This window comes from Mesorhizobium sp. M0862 (assembly GCF_040319795.1).
In the GTDB taxonomy this organism is placed as follows: Bacteria; Pseudomonadota; Alphaproteobacteria; order Rhizobiales; family Rhizobiaceae; genus Mesorhizobium.
The window spans coordinates 157,029-175,271 of sequence record NZ_JAMYOJ010000006.1 but is presented as its reverse complement, the minus strand read 5'-3'; the positions used below and the strand labels follow the sequence as shown (position 1 = coordinate 175,271).

11 protein-coding genes are annotated in these 18,243 nt (G+C 63.1%); 7 read left to right on the top strand and 4 right to left on the bottom strand.

Annotated features, from left to right (window positions below; translation table 11 throughout):
• Window positions 1–165: 165 nt before the first annotated feature.
• The 4 genes from NKI15_RS11655 (at window position 166) to NKI15_RS11640 (ending at window position 5,087) form a co-directional block, all read left to right on the top strand.
• Complete coding sequence (locus tag NKI15_RS11655; RefSeq protein WP_023747138.1) at window positions 166–2,193, top strand: bifunctional metallophosphatase/5'-nucleotidase; 2,028 nt, start codon at window positions 166–168, stop codon at window positions 2,191–2,193.
• 154 nt (window positions 2,194–2,347) lie between these two features.
• A complete protein-coding gene (gene hemH / locus NKI15_RS11650; protein WP_352513985.1) occupies window positions 2,348–3,412 on the top strand; it encodes a ferrochelatase in 1,065 nt (354 codons plus the stop codon).
• Window positions 3,413–3,570: 158 nt separating this feature from the next.
• A complete protein-coding gene (locus tag NKI15_RS11645) occupies window positions 3,571–4,521 on the top strand; it encodes an SPFH domain-containing protein (protein ID WP_023671952.1) in 951 nt (316 codons plus the stop codon).
• Between the two features lie 101 nt (window positions 4,522–4,622).
• A complete protein-coding gene (locus NKI15_RS11640; protein WP_023686409.1) occupies window positions 4,623–5,087 on the top strand; it encodes an NfeD family protein in 465 nt (154 codons plus the stop codon).
• Window positions 5,088–5,173: 86 nt separating this feature from the next.
• On the opposite strand, the gene NKI15_RS11635 is transcribed toward NKI15_RS11640, so the two are convergent.
• Window positions 5,174–6,169 carry a KpsF/GutQ family sugar-phosphate isomerase gene (locus NKI15_RS11635; RefSeq protein ID WP_023704013.1) on the bottom strand — a complete coding sequence of 332 codons (996 nt, stop codon included), beginning with the start codon at window positions 6,167–6,169 and terminating at the stop codon, window positions 5,174–5,176.
• Between the two features lie 150 nt (window positions 6,170–6,319).
• Here NKI15_RS11635 and NKI15_RS11630 point away from each other — a divergent pair, with 150 nt between their 5' ends.
• Window positions 6,320–8,104, top strand: coding sequence for an outer membrane beta-barrel protein (locus tag NKI15_RS11630; protein WP_031195922.1), 1,785 nt, complete (start codon window positions 6,320–6,322; stop codon window positions 8,102–8,104).
• Here NKI15_RS11630 and galU read toward each other — a convergent pair whose 3' ends face one another.
• Window positions 8,105–9,010, bottom strand: coding sequence for a UTP--glucose-1-phosphate uridylyltransferase GalU (galU, locus tag NKI15_RS11625; RefSeq protein WP_023704015.1), 906 nt, complete (start codon window positions 9,008–9,010; stop codon window positions 8,105–8,107).
• A 207-nt stretch (window positions 9,011–9,217) separates the two neighbouring features.
• On the opposite strand from galU, the gene NKI15_RS11620 reads away from it, so the two are divergent.
• Complete coding sequence (locus NKI15_RS11620) at window positions 9,218–10,441, top strand: lytic murein transglycosylase (protein ID WP_023704016.1); 1,224 nt, start codon at window positions 9,218–9,220, stop codon at window positions 10,439–10,441.
• A gap of 104 nt (window positions 10,442–10,545) precedes the next feature.
• Window positions 10,546–11,751, top strand: a complete 1,206-nt coding sequence (locus tag NKI15_RS11615) for an SGNH/GDSL hydrolase family protein (protein WP_023704017.1) — start codon at window positions 10,546–10,548, stop codon at window positions 11,749–11,751.
• Here the strand turns inward: NKI15_RS11615 and NKI15_RS11610 are convergent.
• Both NKI15_RS11610 and gltB read right to left on the bottom strand, forming a co-directional pair.
• Window positions 11,748–13,202 carry a glutamate synthase subunit beta gene (locus NKI15_RS11610; RefSeq protein ID WP_023671207.1) on the bottom strand — a complete coding sequence of 485 codons (1,455 nt, stop codon included), beginning with the start codon at window positions 13,200–13,202 and terminating at the stop codon, window positions 11,748–11,750. The two genes, NKI15_RS11615 and NKI15_RS11610, sit on opposite strands and share 4 nt — an antisense overlap.
• Before the next feature lie 140 nt (window positions 13,203–13,342).
• Entirely contained in the window at window positions 13,343–18,094 is a 4,752-nt protein-coding gene (gene gltB / locus NKI15_RS11605) for a glutamate synthase large subunit (protein ID WP_352513986.1), read from the bottom strand.
• Window positions 18,095–18,243: the final 149 nt, after the last annotated feature.

The window sequence follows — 18,243 nt, the reverse complement described above, 5'->3', positions numbered from 1 at the left end:
GCGCGATGCCGCCGCCTTTTTTATGCCGGCAAACCGATGCCGGTTATCCGCCCTGATTCTTCTTGCATCGCCACAACCGCGATGTGAACATACCCGAAATGCTGGCTGTTATCCTGCAGTCGGGCAAGAGCGCTAAACGCCTTTGATCATATCCGGGAGACGAAGATGAAGAAGCTCGCCGCCATTGCCGCCCTCTCTGCCTCGACACTCGGCCTGTCGGCCGCACCATCCTTTGCCGACTACACGTTGAACATCCTGCATTTCAACGATTGGCACAGCCGCATCGAAGGCAACAACAAATACGAGTCAACCTGCTCGGCCGAGGAAGAGACCAAGGGTGAGTGCATCGGCGGCGCCGGCCGGCTGGTCACCGCGATCGCACAGGAGCGCAAGAAGCTCGAAGGCCAGAACGTGCTGCTGCTCAATGCCGGCGACAGCTTTCAGGGATCGCTGTTCTACATCACCTACAAGGGCACGGCGGAGGAGGAATTCCTCAATCAGATCAAGCCCGACGCGGTGACGCTCGGCAACCACGAATTCGACGATGGCGAGAGCGCGCTGGTGCCTTATCTCGACAAGGCGAAGTTCCCGATCGTCAGCGCCAATGTCGTGCCCAACGACAAGTCCGGCGCCGCAGGCAAGATCAAGCCGTCGATTGTGCTTGAGGTCGGCGGCCAGAAGATCGGCATTGTCGGCGCCGTGACCAACGACACGCCGGAACTCGCCTCTCCCGGCCCCAACATTACCATCGAGGACGACGTCAAGTCGATCACCGCCGAGGTCGAGAAGCTGAAGGCGCAAGGCGTCAACAAGATCATTGCCGTCACCCATATCGGCTACAGGCGCGAGCGCGATGTCATCGCCAAGATCCCGGGCATCGATGTGGTGGTCGGCGGCCACAGCCATTCGCTTCTGTCCAACACCGACCCGAAGGCTGAAGGCCCCTACCCGACGATGGTCGACAACCCCGACGGCTCCAAGGTGCCTGTCGTGCAGGCCGCGTCCTATTCGAAATATCTCGGCGAATTCAAGGTCGTGTTCGACGACAATGGCAACGTCAAGGAAGCCAGCGGCGACCCGATCTTCCTCGACAAGTCGATCACTCCCGATCCGGCCGTTCTTGCCCGCATCAAGGAGCTTGGCGCGCCGATCGAGGCGCTGAAGAACAAGGAAGTGGCCGAGACCACCGAGGCCATCGACGGCAGCCGCGAAAGCTGCCGCACCAAGGAATGCGCGATGGGCAACCTCGTCTCCGACGCCATCCTCGACCGCGTCAAGGGACAGGGCGTCGAGATCGTCGTCTCGAATGGCGGCGGCCTGCGTGCTTCGATCGACAAGGGCACCGTCACCATGGGCGAGGTGCTGACCGTGCTGCCGTTCCAGAACACGCTGGCGACCTTCCAGATTTCCGGCAAGGATCTGGTTGCCGGGCTGGAAAACGGCGTCAGCCAGGTCGAGGACGGCGGCGGCCGCTTCCCGCAGGTGGCAGGTCTCAAATACTCCTTCGACAAGTCGGTCGCGCCCAATGCCGGCCGAGTCAAGTCGGTCGAGGTGATGCAGAACGGTGCCTGGGCGCCGATCAATTCGGACAAGGACTATCTGGTCGCCACCAACAATTACGTCCGCCAGGGCGGCGACGGCTATAAGGTCTTCGCCGAGAAGGCCAAGAACGCCTATGATTACGGCCCGGGCCTCGAACAGGTGGTCGCCGACTATCTCGCCGCGCACCGGCCCTACACGCCCAAGCTCGACGGCCGCATCACCGAGGTTGCCGCAACCGTAGCGGCTGCCCCGGCCGCCGAGCCGGCAAAACCAGCCGAACCGGCACCTGCTCCAGCGGAACCGGCAAAATCGGCCGAGGCTGCACCGGCGGAGCCGGCGATGCCCGCATTGCCGGCAGGCTCCGGCGACATCACCACCACGCCGCCGACTGTCCCGGCGGAAACCGCCCCGGCAACGCCGGCTCCGGCCGAACCGGCAAAACCGGCCGAAGCCGCACCTGCTCCGGCAAAGCCGGCTGACGGCGCCCCGGCCGAAGCCAGCCATGTCATCGTCGCCGGCGATACCTATTGGGATCTCGCCAAGAAGGCCTACGGCGACGGCGCCAAGTGGAAGGTGATCTCCGAGGCCAACAAAGGCTACGAGCCACGCCGGCTTCCGGTCGGCGCGAGCTTGACCATTCCGGCGAAGTAACCTCGCTTCGCGCTTGCGACCAGCAAAATCCGTCCGGGAAACCGGGCGGTTTTTGGCTTTCAGGGTAAGGTGCGGCCAGACGCAGCATTGAAAACTCGCGCCGCATCGCTAGGTTCGCCCGACATCGTCGGTTTCGCGGTGTCGGGAGACCTTCATGACGCTTTCCACGCCTGTCGACCCCAAAGCCGCGAAAGCGCTCGACCTGCTGCCGGCGGGACATCCGCCGGTAAAGGCAGGCAAGATCGGCGTCATGCTGGTCAATCTCGGCACGCCCGACGGTACCGATTTCAAGCCGATGTGGCGCTATCTCCGCGAATTCCTGTCCGATCCGCGCGTCATCGAACTCAACAAGGCGATCTGGTATCCGATCCTCTACGGCTTGGTGCTGACCACCAGACCGAAGAAGTCCGGCGCCAATTACGCCAGGATATGGAACCGCGAGAGGAACGAGTCGCCGCTGCGCACCTACACCCGCGCGCAGAGCGAAAAGCTGGCCGCAGCGCTCATCGACCTACCCGATGTCGTGGTCGACTGGGCGATGCGCTACGGCAACCCCTCGACCGCGAGCGTCGCTCAAAGGCTGGTCGAACAAGGCTGCGACCGCATCCTGTCGTTCCCACTCTACCCGCAATACTCCGCGACCACCACCGCGACCGCCAACGACCAGCTGTTTCGCGCCTTGATGAAGATGCGCCGCGCGCCTGCCGTGCGCAGTGTTCCGCCCTACTATGACGAGCCGGTCTACATCGAGGCGCTCGCCCATTCGATCGAACGGCATCTGGCAACGCTAGACTTCGAGCCCGAGGTGGTCATCACCTCCTATCACGGCATCCCGAAGCCCTATTTCGAGAAGGGCGATCCCTATCACTGCCACTGCCAGAAGACGACACGGCTGTTGCGTGAACGACTGGGGTGGGATGAAAAGAAGCTGATCATCACCTTCCAGTCGCGCTTCGGCGCCCAGGAATGGCTGCAGCCCTACACCGACAAGACGGTCGAGAAACTGGCGAAGGACGGCGTGAAATCGATCGCCATCGTCAACCCAGGCTTTTCCGTCGACTGCATCGAGACGCTGGACGAAATCGGCCGCGAGGCGGCCGAGACCTTCCATCACGCCGGCGGCGAGAAATTCGCCCACATCCCGTGCCTCAACGACAGTGCAGAAGGCATGGCGGTGATCGAGGCGATGGTGCGGCGCGAGCTGTCGGGCTGGGTCTGAGGCCGCCACGTTGCGGCGATCGATCGCCGCAGTTGCGCTATTCCATGCACTAATAATCAACGATCACCTGATTGTAACATTATTGAAACACACCTAAGTGTTTGGTGAAGTCGGTTGCATGGAATCAACGCCATGGCCGGCATCTGAGGGAGATTCAAATGGACTTCAGTGGTTTCGGTATTGCGATTGGTGCGCTTGCCTTTCTGGTATTGGTGCTTCTTATCAAAGGCATCCGGACAATCCCGCAAGGCTATAATTATACGGTGGAGCGCTTTGGTCGTTACACCAAAACACTAAGCCCCGGCCTCAACCTCATCGTGCCGTTCGTCGACCGAATCGGCGCCAAGATGAACATGATGGAGCAGGTGCTCGACGTTCCGAGCCAGGAAATCATCACGCGCGACAACGCCATTGTGGGCGTCGACGGCATCGCCTTCTACCAGATCCTCAATGCGGCCCAGGCCGCCTACCAGGTCGCCGGCCTGGAGAACGCCATCCTCAATTTGACGATGACCAACATCCGTACCGTCATGGGCTCGATGGACCTCGACGAATTGCTGTCGAACCGCGACGCCATCAACGAGCGCCTGCTGCGCGTCGTCGACGAAGCGGCGCATCCGTGGGGCATCAAGATCACCCGCGTCGAGATCAAGGATATCAATCCGCCGGCCAACCTCATCGAATCGATGGGTCGTCAGATGACCGCCGAACGCAATAAGCGTGCGCAGATCCTCGCCGCCGAAGGCCTCAAGCAGTCGCAGATCCTCGAGGCCGAAGGCCGCAAGGAAGCCGCCTTCCGCGACGCCGAGGCGCGCGAACGCTCGGCCGAGGCCGAAGCGCGAGCCACCCAGGTTGTATCGGAAGCCATCTCCAAGGGCGACGTGCAGGCACTCAATTACTTCGTGGCGCTCAAATACACCGAAGCGATGGGCAAGATCGGCACCGCTAACAACAGCAAGGTCGTGCTGATGCCGATGGAAGCCTCGGCGCTGATCGGCACCCTCGGCGGCATAAGCGAGATCGCCAGGGAGGTGTTCCGCAGCGAAGGCACCGCCGGCGCCGCCAGGCAGGCCGCCCGCCCTCCGGTGGTTCGCCCAAGCGAAAACTGAGATCGGGCGAGAACTGAGATCATAAGAGCATGATCCCGAAAAGTGGGAGCCGGTTTTCGGAAAAGATCATGCTCTCAAACAAGAACTAGGAGCGCACTCCCATGTTCGACCGCATCATTTCCGAACTTGGTCCGTGGAACTGGATGGTTCTGGGCTTCGTCCTCCTGGTGATGGAGGTCATCGCGCCAGGAATATTCATGCTGTGGATCGGCATCGCCGCATTGGTGATCGGTGTGATTTCCCTGCTCGTCTGGGACGCAAGCTTCTGGGCCTGGGAAGTCCAGGTCCTCGCCTTCCTGGCCCTGTCGCTGGTCTCGGCCCTTGCCGGAAAGAAGCTGGTTGGTGGGCGTAATACCCCTAGCGACCAGCCGCTCCTCAACCGGCGCGGCGCGCAGTTGGTCGGCAGGATGGCAACGCTGGCCGAGCCGATCAAGGACGGTCGCGGCCGCATCAAACTCGGCGACACACTGTGGCGCGTCTCCGGTCCCGACCTGCCGGCCGGCACGCAGGTGCGCGTCGTCAGTTCGGCCGACACCGATCTGGAACTGACCGTCGAGGCAGTTTGACATTTCGAAAGCGCATGGCGCTTTCGATCCGGAAAATCAGGCGCGTCGCCTAGGGCTTCCCGAACGCGACGCGTCCTTTGATTTTTTCAGGCGGCGCCGATGCGCAGCAGGTCGTGCAGATGAACCAGTCCCACGAGCCGCCTGCCTTCGACCACCATCAGGCTCGTAATGGCCGAATTGTTGATAATCTGCAGCGCCGTCGCCACCAGCGTGTCCGGTGTGGCCGTCTTCGGCTTTTTCGTCATCACCTGATCGACGCTCATTTCCATGAGATTGCTGCCGATGTGACGCCTGATGTCGCCATCGGTGATGATGCCCACCAACGCGCCATCCGCCGTCGCGATCGCCACGCAGCCGAAGCCCTTGTTCGACAATTCGAGGATCGCCTCGCGCATGCCCGTGCCGGAAGCCACCAGCGGCAGCCTTTCGCCGACATGCATGATCTCGTGGATCTGCGTGAGATTGGCGCCGAGCTGGCCGCCGGGGTGGAACGTGCGGAAATGGTCGGGCGTGAAGCCGCGCGCTTCGAGCAGCGCTATGGCCAGCGCATCGCCGACCACCAGTTGCAGCAGGGTCGATGTCGTCGGCGCCAGACCGTGCGGGCAGGCTTCCGGCGCGGACGGCAGGAGCACCACCACGTCGGCCGCGCGCGCCAGCGCCGAGGCCGCGCCCGCGGTAATCGCAATCAGCGGGATCGAGAAGCGCCTGGAATAGGCGACGATGCCCATCAATTCTTTGCTCTCGCCGGACCATGACATGGCGATGATGGCATCGTCTCTGGCGATCATGCCAAGGTCGCCATGATTGGCCTCCGCCGGATGGACGAAGAAGGCAGGCGTGCCGGTCGAAGCCAGACTGGCCGCGATCTTAGTGCCGATATGGCCGCTTTTGCCGACGCCGGTGACTATGACACGGCCATTGATGCGCGACACCATGTCGACGGCGCGGGCGAAAGGTTCGGCCAGTTCGTTCTCCAGCGCGGCGGCCAATGCCGCCACGCCGGCCTGTTCCGTGGCTACCGTTCTCAGCGCCGAGGCGACCGAAGCCTCCAAAGGCTTCTTTTCTGGGGATCCCGCATGCATGGCTGATGCGATTAGCGCTTTGCCGTTCGCCTGTCCAACAGAATTGCCGTCCAGCCATGTCGTACAGGCACACCTTCAACCCTCCGTTAACCATCCCCGTTTACGGTTCGGTAAGTATGGCGCGCTTGCGCCGCGCAAGCAGTGGTGACGATGTCGCGGGCCCAGCCTCAAGAGAAAAAAGGTCGAACGGGCAGAGCCTTTTGCGCTCTGCTTCTGGCGACGAGCGTGCTCGCTTTGCTGCGGCCAACTGCGCTTCATGCCCAGGAGACCGAGCTGCGCGGCGAAGTTTCGGAATCGGCGATCCTGTCCGACCAGCAGCGCCGGGCCAGGCAATTGAGCAAGGCCAACACGCAGGTCAAGCCCGCCCCTGCCGACACCGCCCCCACGGGAAACACGCCAACCGCTTATGTGCCGGCCAGCGATGGCGCCTTGCCTGACGACACCGACCCGTCACAGGCCGGCGCAAACAGCATTTTCGACCCGCCGGCGACCATCGACGATTCGTTCGCCGACAAGCCGCCAACCGTCCAGCCACGCCGGCCATCGACGGCAAAACAACGCGCCGCCGCGGATGCAGACAAGGCCAAGGACAAAACCAAGGCTGCCGACAAGAAGAAGCCTGGCAAAGCCACGGACCAGACCACCACCGGAACGACTCCGGACGGCACTGCGGCAGGCGACGCCGATCAGGACACAGCGAACCGCCGTGTCCTCACCGTCGGCGGTGTCGACCGACGAAAGCTCGACCCCGGCGCCGAGCGCACCGGCGCCATCGAGGGCCAGAAGAAGAAGCTCGAGGACGACCCGTACGCGGCAACCGGCATCAAGGTCGGCTCGTTCCTGCTGCGGCCGACGCTCGAGCAGGGCGTTGCCGTCACGTCGAACGCCGATTCCAGCGCTGGCGGCAAGTCGGCGGTGCTGTCCGAAACGGCGCTGCGTTTCTCCGCCGCCTCCGATTGGCGCGAGAATTCGGCGGTCATCGACGGCTACGGCAATTTCCGCAACACCATTTCGGGCCAGAAGATCAATGAGGCACGCGGCCGTATCCAAGGCACGTACAATGTCGACCTCGACAATGAACTGCGCGCCATCGCCAAGCTCGGCTACGAGATTGCGCCGGAATCGGCCTCCGCGCCCGACGCCATTGCCGGCGTCACCTCGCAGCCGATCCGCCAGACTGTCGACGGCAGCCTCGCCGTCGAGAAGGATGTCGGCAAGCTGCGCTTTGCGCTGACCGGTGCGGTCTCCCACGACATCTATGGCGACGCCAAGCTAACGGACGGCACCGTGTTGTCGCAGAAGGATCAGGACAACACGCTCTATACTGCAACGTTGCGGACCGGCTATGAAATTTCCCCGGCTCTGACGCCCTTTGCCGAGATTGAGCTCGGCCGAAGGGTATATGGCCAACGGATCGACAACAAGGGCTTCGAGCGCTCTTCGACCCGGCTTGGCGCACGCGCCGGTATCGAAGTCGACATGGGCGAGAAGCTCAAAGGTGAGTTCTCGGCTGGCTGGCTGAGGGAAGCGATCGACGACAAGAACCTGGAGGCGATTTCGGGAGCCACCATCAATGCCGACCTCAAATGGTCGCCCGAGCGCGGCACCATCATCGGCCTCACCGGGCAAACCACGGTCGAAGGCACGACGAACGCCGGTGAGAGCGGCGACATCCTCTATTCCGGCCGCCTCACCGGCGAGCGGCAGATCCGCGCCGACCTGACCGGCAACGCAGCCCTTGGGCTCGACTGGCGCAATTACACCGGCTCCGATGGCCATGACATGACACTAAGTGCAGAGGCCGGGCTGACCTGGTGGCTGAACCGTTATGTCGGCCTCACCAGCCGCGCCCGCACCGAAAAGCTGACCAGCAATCTGCCCGGGCGCAACTACACCGCCAACAGCATCTATTTGGGGCTGAAGCTGCAGCGGTAGCTAAAAAGCAGCGCCGCGACGCTCGGATGGCTTCATCTCATCGAGCAGCGTGCGGATGACGCCGGCCATGTTCTCGTTCATGTCGCTGCGCCACAGCGCGAAGGCGACATTGGCCTCGACGAACCCTTCCGGCGATCCGCAATCGAAGGTGCGGCCCTGAAAGTGGTAGCCAAAGAAGGGCTGCTGTTTTTCCAGCTTCAGCATCGCGTCGGTGAGCTGGATCTCGTTGCCGGCGCCCTTTTCGTGGCTTTCCAGAATCTTGAAAATCTCGGGCTGCAGGATGTAGCGGCCGTTGATGTAGAGATTGGACGGTGCGGTGCCGGTCTTCGGCTTTTCGACCATCTCGGTGATGCGGAAGCCGTGATGCGTGTCCTCGCCTCGGCCGACAATGCCATATTTGTGGGTTTCGGCCGGATCGCATTCCTGCACCGCGATGATGTTGTTGCCGGTCTCCTCGTAGAGCTCGACCATGGCCTTCATGCAGCTCTTTTCCGACTGCATGATCATGTCGGGCAGCAACAGCGCGAAGGGTTCGTCGCCGACCAGTTCCCGGGCGCACCAGACGGCGTGGCCGAGCCCCATCGGCACCTGCTGGCGGGTGAACGAGGTCTGCCCCGGCGCCGGCTGCAGCCGCTGCAAGCGGGCCAGCTGGTCGTCCTTGCCGCGCTGTGCCAGCGTATCATAGAGCTCGAACTGGATATCGAAATGGTCTTCTATGACCGCCTTGTTGCGGCCGGTGACGAAGATGAAATGTTCGATGCCGGCCTCGCGCGCCTCATCGACGACATACTGGATGACCGGCCGGTCGACGACGGTCAGCATCTCCTTGGGAATGGCCTTGGTGGCCGGGAGAAACCGTGTGCCGAGACCGGCGACCGGGAAAACTGCCTTGCGAACTCGTTTCATGCGTCAATTATCCGTTTGAGGGCGTGCCCGGCAATCCCGCCTCGCGACATTTTCGCGCCGGAATTGGGGATTATCGGGCCATTGAGGGAAACATCAACCGGTAAAGCATCCAGGTGTCTTTTCGTTCCAGGCGCCGCCTATGGTAAACCAATTGCTAACCCGGTTCGGCGATGAATGGTCTTTCCTGAGATAGAGAAAGGGGAAAATATGTCCGTTCGCAGTGCCGCAAAACTCTTTACCAGCGTGCTGACGGCGGCCAGCCTCTCGCTCGCCTTGCTGATGCCGGCCGGACCGGCCTCCGCCGATGCCGGGTTTCGGCAATGGGTCGCCGGCTTCCGCGCCACGGCCGTGGCGGGCGGCGTTTCCGGCGCGGTCTACGACCGGGCGTTCCGGGGCATCAATGAACCCGACCCGGTGGTGCTGGAAAAGGCACGCACCCAGCCCGAATTCACCGCACCTGCCTGGGACTATTTCGACAACCGCGTCCACGACCAGTCCGTTGCCGTCGGCCAGCAGATGGCCAAAAAATGGAGGCCGTGGCTGGACCGGATCGAGGCGAGGTTCGGCGTCGACCGCTACATCCTGCTCGCCATCTGGTCGATGGAATCGAATTACGGTGAGATCCTCAAGCGCGACGACATCATGCGCAATGTCATCCGCTCGCTGGCAACCCTCGCCTATGGCGACCCGAAGCGTTCGAAATTCGCCCGCACCCAATTGGTCGCCGCGCTGAAAATCCTGCAGACCGGGGACATCGACGAAAGCCACCTGATGGGCTCCTGGGCCGGCGCCATGGGCCAGACCCAGTTCATCCCGACCAGCTACCAGCATTATGCCGTCGACATGGACGGCAACGGCAAGCGCGACATCTGGAATTCGATCCCCGATGCGTTGGCGACATCAGCCAATCTGCTGAAGAAGAATGGCTGGCAGGGCGGCAAGACCTGGGGCTACGAGGTTACCATTCCGGCCGGCAAACTGCCTGCCGGCTCGAAGACATTGGCGCAGTGGCAGGCGCTCGGCGTCGCCAGGGCCAATGGCAAGCCGTTCAAGAACGCAACCGACAAGGCGACGCTGAAAGTGCCGGACGGCCGCGGCGGACCGGCATTCCTGATGATCAAGAACTTCTCCGTCATCAAGGCCTACAACAACGCCGACAAATATGCCCTGGCCGTCGGCCTTCTTGCCGACGAAATCGCCGGCTCTAATGGTCTGGTGCAGGACTGGAAGCGGCCCTTCACCAAACTGTCCTTCGAGGAAAGGCAGGAGTTGCAGAAGCGGCTTTCGCAGCACGGACTTTACGACGGCAAGTTCGACGGCAAGATCGGTGACGGCACGAAAACCGCCATCATGACCTATCAGGCAACGGTCGGCTTGACCCAGGACGGGTATCCGAGCATGGAAGTGCTCAAATGGCTCAGAAAGAAATAGAGCCGGCGACGGCAGCGCGCATCTGCGACGCGCAAGGGATGCCGTAGCATCGGTCTGTGCATGATCCCCTGCGAGGGCCATGCACCAAGGGATGGAGAGGGTGCTTGGTTCCGGCAGCGCGTATCCGTGTGATCGTTTTCCGCTTGCCGATCCTCATTCTGGCCATCGTCGTCCTGGCGACGGGGGTCGCCGGCACTTTCCACACACCGGCTTTGGCGCAGGAACAACCGCAGAACCGCGGCTGGTCGCTGCGCGACCTTCTGTTCCCGCGCCGCAGCGAACGCATCGAGCCGCCGCTCGACGTCCGCAAGGCAAAGCCGAAGGTCAAGAAGAAGCCCCGTGCACCGGTTGAACCTTCCGCTCCGATTGTCGAGAAGACACCGGATGCCCGCGTCATTCTGGTGATCGGCGATTTCATGGCCAACGGCCTGGCCGAAGGCCTCGAAACAGCCTTTGCCGACAATGCCAACGTCAGGATCGTCGAGCGCGCCAACGGTTCTTCGGGTTTCGTGCGCGATGATGTCTACAACTGGCCCGAACAGGTCAAATCGCTGGTCGAGACCGAAAAACCCTCCGTGGTCGTCGTCATGCTCGGCTCCAACGACCGCCAGCAGATGCGCGTCAACGATGTGCGCGAGCAGCCGCGCTCCGAGAACTGGACCAAGGAATACGAACGCCGGACCGAAGCCTTGGGAAAGGCACTGGCGGCGACCAAGGTGCCTTATCTGTGGGTCGGCATGCCAGCCTTCAAGACGCCGAAGATGACCTCCGACATGCTGGCATTCAACGACATCTACCACTCGGCTGCCGAGAAGAACGGCGGCGAATTCGTCGATGTCTGGGATGGGTTCGTCGACGAGAACGGCGCCTTTGTCTCGACCGGCCCCGACATTAACGGCCAGGCCGTGCGGCTGCGCTCCGACGACGGCATCAACGTCTCGAAAGCCGGCAAGCGAAAGCTCGCCTTCTACACCGAAAAGCCGCTGGCCAAGATCCTCGGCCTGGCAGCGCCGGGAAGCGTGGTGACGGCTGCCGCACCGGCCGGCGCCCCGGTCGAGGCGCCGTCGCTGCCCGCCGCCCCGATCGTGGTCGACCGCACCGTTCCGATGCTGCTCAACGATCCGGCGCTCGACGGCGGTACCGAACTTCTCGGTGCGGCGGCGGCGCCGAAAGCCAATCCGGATCTGCCCGGCGAAAAACTAATCCTCGAAGGCAAGGCGCCCGAGGCCTCGCCCGGCCGCGCCGACGACTTCTCGTGGCCGCCCAAGGCCGCTGCCGCGACGGATACGACGACGGCGATCAACCGTTAACGGGGGAGTACCGTCGACCCCATCAGCGCTTCATCGATCGAGCGCGCGGCCTGGCGGCCTTCGCGGATCGCCCACACAACCAGCGACTGGCCGCGGCGCACATCACCTGCGGCGTAGAGCTTGTCGACGCTGGTCTTGTAGTCGCGATCATTGGCTTCGACATTGCGGGAACGGCGGCTGTCGGTGGTGATTTTCATCTCACCGTCCAGCTCTTTCGCGACGCCGGCGGCAGCCGGTCCGGCAAAGCCGATGGCGATGAAGGCGAGGTCTGCACGGATGACGAATTCGGTGCCGGCGATCGGCTTGCGCTTCTCGTCGACTTCACAGCATTTGACGCCGGTCAGTTGGCCGTCCTCGCCGATGAATTCGAGCGTCGCCACCTGGAATTCGCGCTCCGCACCTTCGGCCTGTGAGGACGAGGTGCGCATCTTGGTCGCCCAGTAAGGCCAGACCGAAAGCTTGTCTTCCTTCTCCGGCGGCTGCGGGCGGATGTCGAGCTGGGTGACGCGCACCGCGCCCTGGCGGAAGGCGGTGCCGACGCAGTCGGACGCGGTATCGCCGCCGCCGACGACGACGACATGCTGGCCGCCGGCGATGATCGGATGCGACGGCCAGGCCACCGACTGGATCGGCTCGCCGCCAACGCGACGGTTCTGCTGCACCAGATAGGGCATGGCGTCATAGACGCCGCCGAGATCGTCGCCCGGAATGTTGGCCGGACGCGGCGATTCCGAACCGCCGCAATAGAGCACCGCATCGTATCCGGCGAGCAACTCTGCCACCGGCTTGTCGACGCCGACATTGACGCCGCAATGGAAGGTCACGCCCTCGCCCTGCATCTGCTCGATGCGGCGGTCGATATAGTGCTTCTCGATCTTGAAGTCGGGAATGCCGTAGCGCATCAGCCCGCCGGGACGGCTCTCACGCTCATAAACGCTGACCTCGTGGCCGGCGCGGCCAAGCTGCTGCGCCGCCGCCATCCCTGCCGGGCCGGAGCCGATGACAGCGACCCGCTTGCCCGTCTTCTTCTCTGGCGGATAAGGCCGGATATGGCCGGTTTCATAAGCCTTGTCGGCGATTGCCTGTTCGACAGTCTTGATGGCAACCGGAATGTCCTCGAGGTTCAGCGTGCAGGCTTCCTCGCAGGGCGCGGGGCAGATGCGGCCGGTGAACTCGGGGAAATTGTTGGTCGAATGCAGGTTGCGGATCGCATTGTCCCAGTCGCCATTGTAGACGAGGTCGTTCCAGTCCGGGATCTGGTTGTGGATCGGGCAACCGGTCGGCCCGTGGCAGAACGGGATGCCGCAATCCATGCAGCGCGCCGCCTGTTTCTCGACCTCCTTGTCGGACATCGGCAGCGTGAATTCACGAAAATGCCGGATGCGGTCGGAGGCCGGCTGGTACTTGTGCACCTGCCGGTCGATTTCGAGAAAGCCTGTTACCTTGCCCATAGTCCAGTTCCTGCTGTCCAGATGGTGCGGTTTTCGCACCCGTTAACCCCTTGAGGCAGCCGTGGCAACCTTGCATCCGAGGTCAAACTGTCGCTGAAAGTTCCGCCGGGAAGCCTGCGCCTCCCGGCAAGTCGAAAAACCTATTCCGCCGCCACGCCCATGCGCATGCGTTCCATCTCGATCAGCGCGCGGCGGTATTCGACCGGCATGATCTTGCGGAATTTCGGCCGGAAGGTCGTCCAGTCGTCGAGTATCTCGCGGCCGCGTACCGAACCGGTGAAATGGACGTGGTTCGAGATAAGCTGGTAAAGCCGTTCCTCGTCATGGGTGGTCATGTCGCCCGAGACGTCGACGCGACCCTTGTGGTCGAGGTCACCGCCATGATGCAGCAGCCTTTCCATCAGATCGTCTTCTTCCGGAACCGGCTCCAGCTCGACCATCGCCATGTTGCAGCGCGCGGCGAAATCGCCGGCCTCATCCAGAACATAGGCCACGCCGCCCGACATACCGGCAGCGAAGTTGCGACCGGTCTGGCCGATGACGACGACGATGCCGCCGGTCATGTATTCGCAGCCATGATCGCCGACGCCTTCAACGACGGCGGCGACGCCCGAATTGCGCACCGCGAAGCGCTCGCCGGCGACACCTGCGAAATAGGCCTCGCCCTCGGTCGCGCCATAGAGGACGGTGTTGCCGACGATGATCGATTCCGCCGCGACGATCCTGGACTCCTCCGGCGGCCGGATGACGATGCGTCCGCCCGACAGGCCCTTGCCGACATAGTCGTTGGCCGCACCGACGAGATCGAACGAGATGCCGCGCGCCAGGAAGGCGCCGAACGACTGGCCGGCTGTGCCGGTCAGCTTCACCTGGATCGTGTCCTCGGGCAGGCCCTTGTGCCTGAAGCGCTTGGCGACTTCGCCCGACAGCATGGCGCCCGTGGAGCGATCGACATTGCGGATGTCGACCTCGATCTTGACCGGCTGCTTGCTTTCGAGCGCGGGCTTGGCCAGTTCGATCAGCTTGCGATCGAGTACATCGTCGATCGGGTGTTTCTGCCGTTCGGTCCAGTGCACCGCCTCATGCGGCGCGTCCGGCTTGAAGAACATCTTGCCGAAATCGAGCCCACGCGCCTTCCAATGCTGGATCATCTCGCGCTTTTCCAGCAGGTCGCTGTCGCCGATGATCTGGTCGATATGGGTGTAGCCCATCTCGGCCAGCAGCCCCCTCACCTCTTCCGCAACATAGAAGAAGAAGTTGATGACATGCTCGGGCGTGCCCTTGAAACGCTTGCGCAGAACCGGGTCCTGCGTCGCGACGCCGACCGGGCAGGTGTTCAAGTGGCACTTGCGCATCATGATGCAGCCGGCCGCGATCAGCGGCGCGGTCGAGAAGCCGAACTCGTCAGCGCCGAGCAGCGCACCGATGATGACGTCGCGCCCCGTGCGCAAGCCGCCATCGACCTGCAGCGCAACGCGCGAGCGCAGCCCGTTCAGCACCAGCGTCTGGTGCGTCTCGGCTAGGCCCATTTCCCACGGGCTGCCGGCATGCTTGAGCGAGGTCAGCGGCGACGCGCCGGTGCCGCCATCATAGCCCGATATGGTGATGTGGTCGGCGCGTGCCTTGGCGACGCCGGCCGCAACCGTACCGACACCGACTTCCGACACCAGCTTGACCGATACGTCGGCCGCCGGGTTGACGTTCTTCAGATCGTAGATCAGCTGCGCCAGATCCTCGATCGAATAGATGTCGTGATGCGGCGGCGGCGAGATCAGGCCGACGCCGGGCGTCGAGTGCCGGACCTTGGCGATGGTGGCGTCGACCTTGTGGCCGGGCAGCTGGCCGCCCTCACCGGGCTTGGCGCCCTGCGCGACCTTGATCTGCATGACATCGGAATTGACGAGATACTCGGCGGTGACGCCAAAGCGCCCCGAGGCGACCTGCTTGATCGCCGAACGTTCGGGGTTCTTGCTGCCGCCGGGCAGCGGCAGATAGCGGTCGGCCTCTTCGCCGCCCTCGCCGGTGTTCGACTTGCCGCCGATCTGGTTCATGGCGCGCGCCAGCGTCGTGTGTGCCTCGCGCGAGATCGAGCCGAACGACATCGCCCCGGTCGAGAAGCGCTTGACGATATCGGCCGCCGACATCACGTCCTCTATCGCCACCTTCTTGCGGCCGGTCTCTTCCGCAAGCTTGATCCTGAACAGGCCGCGTATGGTCTGGGCACGGGCCGTCTCGCTGTTGATCTGCGCGGAATACTCCTTGAACGTCTCCCACGAGCCCTGACGCACGGCGTGCTGCAAGGTGGCGACGGCGTCGGGCGACCACATATGGGCTTCGCCGCGCATGCGGTACATGTACTCGCCGCCGACCTCGAGGCTGTTGCGCAGCACCGGATCGTTGCCGAAACCGTCGGTGTGGCGGCTGAGCGTCTCGGCCGCGACCTCGTCCAGACCGACACCTTCGATCAGCGTCGCTGTGCCGGTGAAGTACTTCTCGACGAAATCCGACTTCAGCCCGATGGCGTCGAATATCTGCGCGCCGCAATAGGACTGGTAGGTGGAGATGCCCATCTTCGACATCACCTTGAGGATGCCCTTGCCGATCGACTTGATGTAGCGCGAGACCACCTCGTAGGCGTCAACCTCAGCCGGCAGTTCGCCACGCTTGTGCATGTCGAGCAGCGTATCGAAGGCAAGGTAGGGGTTGATCGCCTCGGCGCCGTAGCCGGCGAGACAGCAGAAATGATGCACTTCGCGCGGCTCGCCGGATTCCACGACCAGGCCGACCGCGGTGCGCAGACCCTTGCGGATCAGATGGTGGTGCACGGCAGCCGTCGCCAGCAGTGCCGGAATGGCGATACGGTCGGGACCGACCTGGCGGTCGGACAGGATGATGATGTTGTAGCCGCCGGCGACAGCGGCTTCCGCCCGCTCGCACAGACGCTCGACGGCGCCCTGCATGCCGGCCGCGCCCTCGCTCGACCCGTAGGTGATGTCGATGGTCTTGGTGTCGAAACGGTCCTCGGTGTGGCCGATCGAGCGGATCTTTTCCAGATCGCCATTGGTCAGGATCGGCTGGCGCACTTCGAGCCGCTTGCGGCGCGAATTGCCGACCAGGTCGAAGATGTTCGGCCGCGGCCCGATGAACGACACCAGGCTCATCACCAGCTCCTCGCGGATCGGGTCGATCGGCGGGTTGGTGACCTGGGCGAAATTCTGTTTGAAATAGGTGTAGAGCAGCTTCGACTTGTCCGACATCGCCGAGATCGGCGTGTCGGTGCCCATCGAACCCACGGCTTCCTGGCCGGTGGTCGCCATCGGCGACATCAACAGCTTGGTGTCTTCCTGCGTGTAGCCGAAAGCCTGCTGGCGATCGAGCAGGCTGACATCCTTGCGCAGCGCGCGCGGCTCGACCGGCTTCAGATCCTCGAGGATCAGCTGCGTGTTGTTGAGCCAAGTCTTGTAGGGATGCCTGGTGGCGATCTCCGACTTGATCTCCTCGTCGGAAATGATGCGGCCCTTGGCGAGGTCGATCAAAAGCATGCGGCCGGGCTGCAGCCGCCACTTCTTGACGATCCTCTCCTCCGGCACCGGCAGCACGCCGGCCTCTGACGCCATGATGACGCGGTCGTCGTCGGTGACGATGTAGCGCGCCGGCCGCAGCCCGTTGCGGTCGAGCGTGGCGCCGATCTGGCGGCCGTCGGTGAAGGCGACCGCGGCCGGCCCGTCCCACGGCTCCATAAGCGCTGCATGGTATTCGTAGAAAGCCTTGCGATCGGCATCCATCAGCTTGTTGCCGGCCCAGGCTTCCGGGATCAGCATCATCATGGCGTGGCTGAGGCTGTAGCCGCCCTGGAACAGGAATTCGAGCGCATTGTCGAAGCACGCCGTGTCGGACTGGCCGTCATAGGAGATCGGCCACAGCTTGGAGATGTTGTTGCCGAACAGTTCGGAATCGACCGAGGCCTGGCGCGCCGCCATCCAGTTGTTGTTGCCGCGCACCGTGTTGATCTCGCCATTATGCGCGACCATGCGGTAGGGGTGCGCGAGCTTCCATGACGGGAAGGTGTTGGTCGAGAAGCGCTGGTGGACGAGGATCAGCGCGGTCTCGAAACGCGGATCCGACAAATCCTTGTAATAGGCGCCGACCTGGTAGGCCAGGAACATGCCCTTGTAGACGATGGTACGCGCCGATAGCGACACAGAGTAGGCGCCGATATCCTTGTTGTTGTTCTCGGCGTAGATGCGGCCGGAAATCACCTTGCGCAGCAGGTACAGCCTGGCCTCGTATTCCTCGTCATCTGGAATGTCCGATGTGCGGCCGATGAAGACCTGGCGATGGAACGGTTCGGAGGCCGCAATATCGGGCGCCTTCGACAGCGATGAATTGTCGACCGGCACGTCGCGAAAGCCGAGCAGCGGCAGCCCTTCTGACTGCGCCGATTCGGCGATGATCTCTTCGATATGGGCGCGCAGTGCCGCATCCTGCGGCATGAACCAGTGGCCGACGCCGTATTGGCCTGCCGCCGGCAGTTCGACGCCCTGGGCCGCCATCTCTTCGCGGAAGAAATGATCGGGAATCTGCACCAGCACGCCGGCGCCGTCGCCCATCAGCGGATCGGCGCCGACAGCGCCGCGATGCGTCAGGTTTTCGAGCACGAAGAGCCCGTCCTTGACGATCTGGTGCGACTTCACGTTCTTCATGTTGACGATGAAGCCGACGCCGCACGCGTCATGCTCGTTGCGCGGATCGTAGAGACCCTGCGCGGCCATGCCATTGGTGGTCAGGCCGTTGGTGGTCTGGCCTTCTTTGGTCAGAACGGTATTTTTAACGGCTGCCGCTTTCGTCTGCGCGGCCTGGCCGATAATCGCAGATGGCGTCAGTTCCGTCATCGTCCTGTCCTCCGTTCCGGCCCCTTGCACGTCTAGCATTTGGGGCGCTGGTCTACCTTGGGAAGCGACTGGCTTCCGCTCTCATCTTGCGGCACGTCTTTTCGAAATCCTTGGCGGACCGTGCGGTGCACCGCCGGTTCGTATCCGGT

What these genes read in the sequence shown, in the direction of transcription:
- NKI15_RS11655 (WP_023747138.1), top strand. Translation starts at nt 166, where the DNA reads ATGAAGAAGCTCGCCGCCATTGCCGCCCTCTCTGCCTCGACACTCGGC.
- hemH (WP_352513985.1), top strand. Translation starts at nt 2,348, where the DNA reads ATGACGCTTTCCACGCCTGTCGACCCCAAAGCCGCGAAAGCGCTCGAC.
- NKI15_RS11645 (WP_023671952.1), top strand. Translation starts at nt 3,571, where the DNA reads ATGGACTTCAGTGGTTTCGGTATTGCGATTGGTGCGCTTGCCTTTCTG.
- NKI15_RS11640 (WP_023686409.1), top strand. Translation starts at nt 4,623, where the DNA reads ATGTTCGACCGCATCATTTCCGAACTTGGTCCGTGGAACTGGATGGTT.
- NKI15_RS11635 (WP_023704013.1), bottom strand. Translation starts at nt 6,169, where the DNA reads ATGCATGCGGGATCCCCAGAAAAGAAGCCTTTGGAGGCTTCGGTCGCC.
- NKI15_RS11630 (WP_031195922.1), top strand. Translation starts at nt 6,320, where the DNA reads ATGTCGCGGGCCCAGCCTCAAGAGAAAAAAGGTCGAACGGGCAGAGCC.
- galU (WP_023704015.1), bottom strand. Translation starts at nt 9,010, where the DNA reads ATGAAACGAGTTCGCAAGGCAGTTTTCCCGGTCGCCGGTCTCGGCACA.
- NKI15_RS11620 (WP_023704016.1), top strand. Translation starts at nt 9,218, where the DNA reads ATGTCCGTTCGCAGTGCCGCAAAACTCTTTACCAGCGTGCTGACGGCG.
- NKI15_RS11610 (WP_023671207.1), bottom strand. Translation starts at nt 13,202, where the DNA reads ATGGGCAAGGTAACAGGCTTTCTCGAAATCGACCGGCAGGTGCACAAG.
- gltB (WP_352513986.1), bottom strand. Translation starts at nt 18,094, where the DNA reads ATGACGGAACTGACGCCATCTGCGATTATCGGCCAGGCCGCGCAGACG.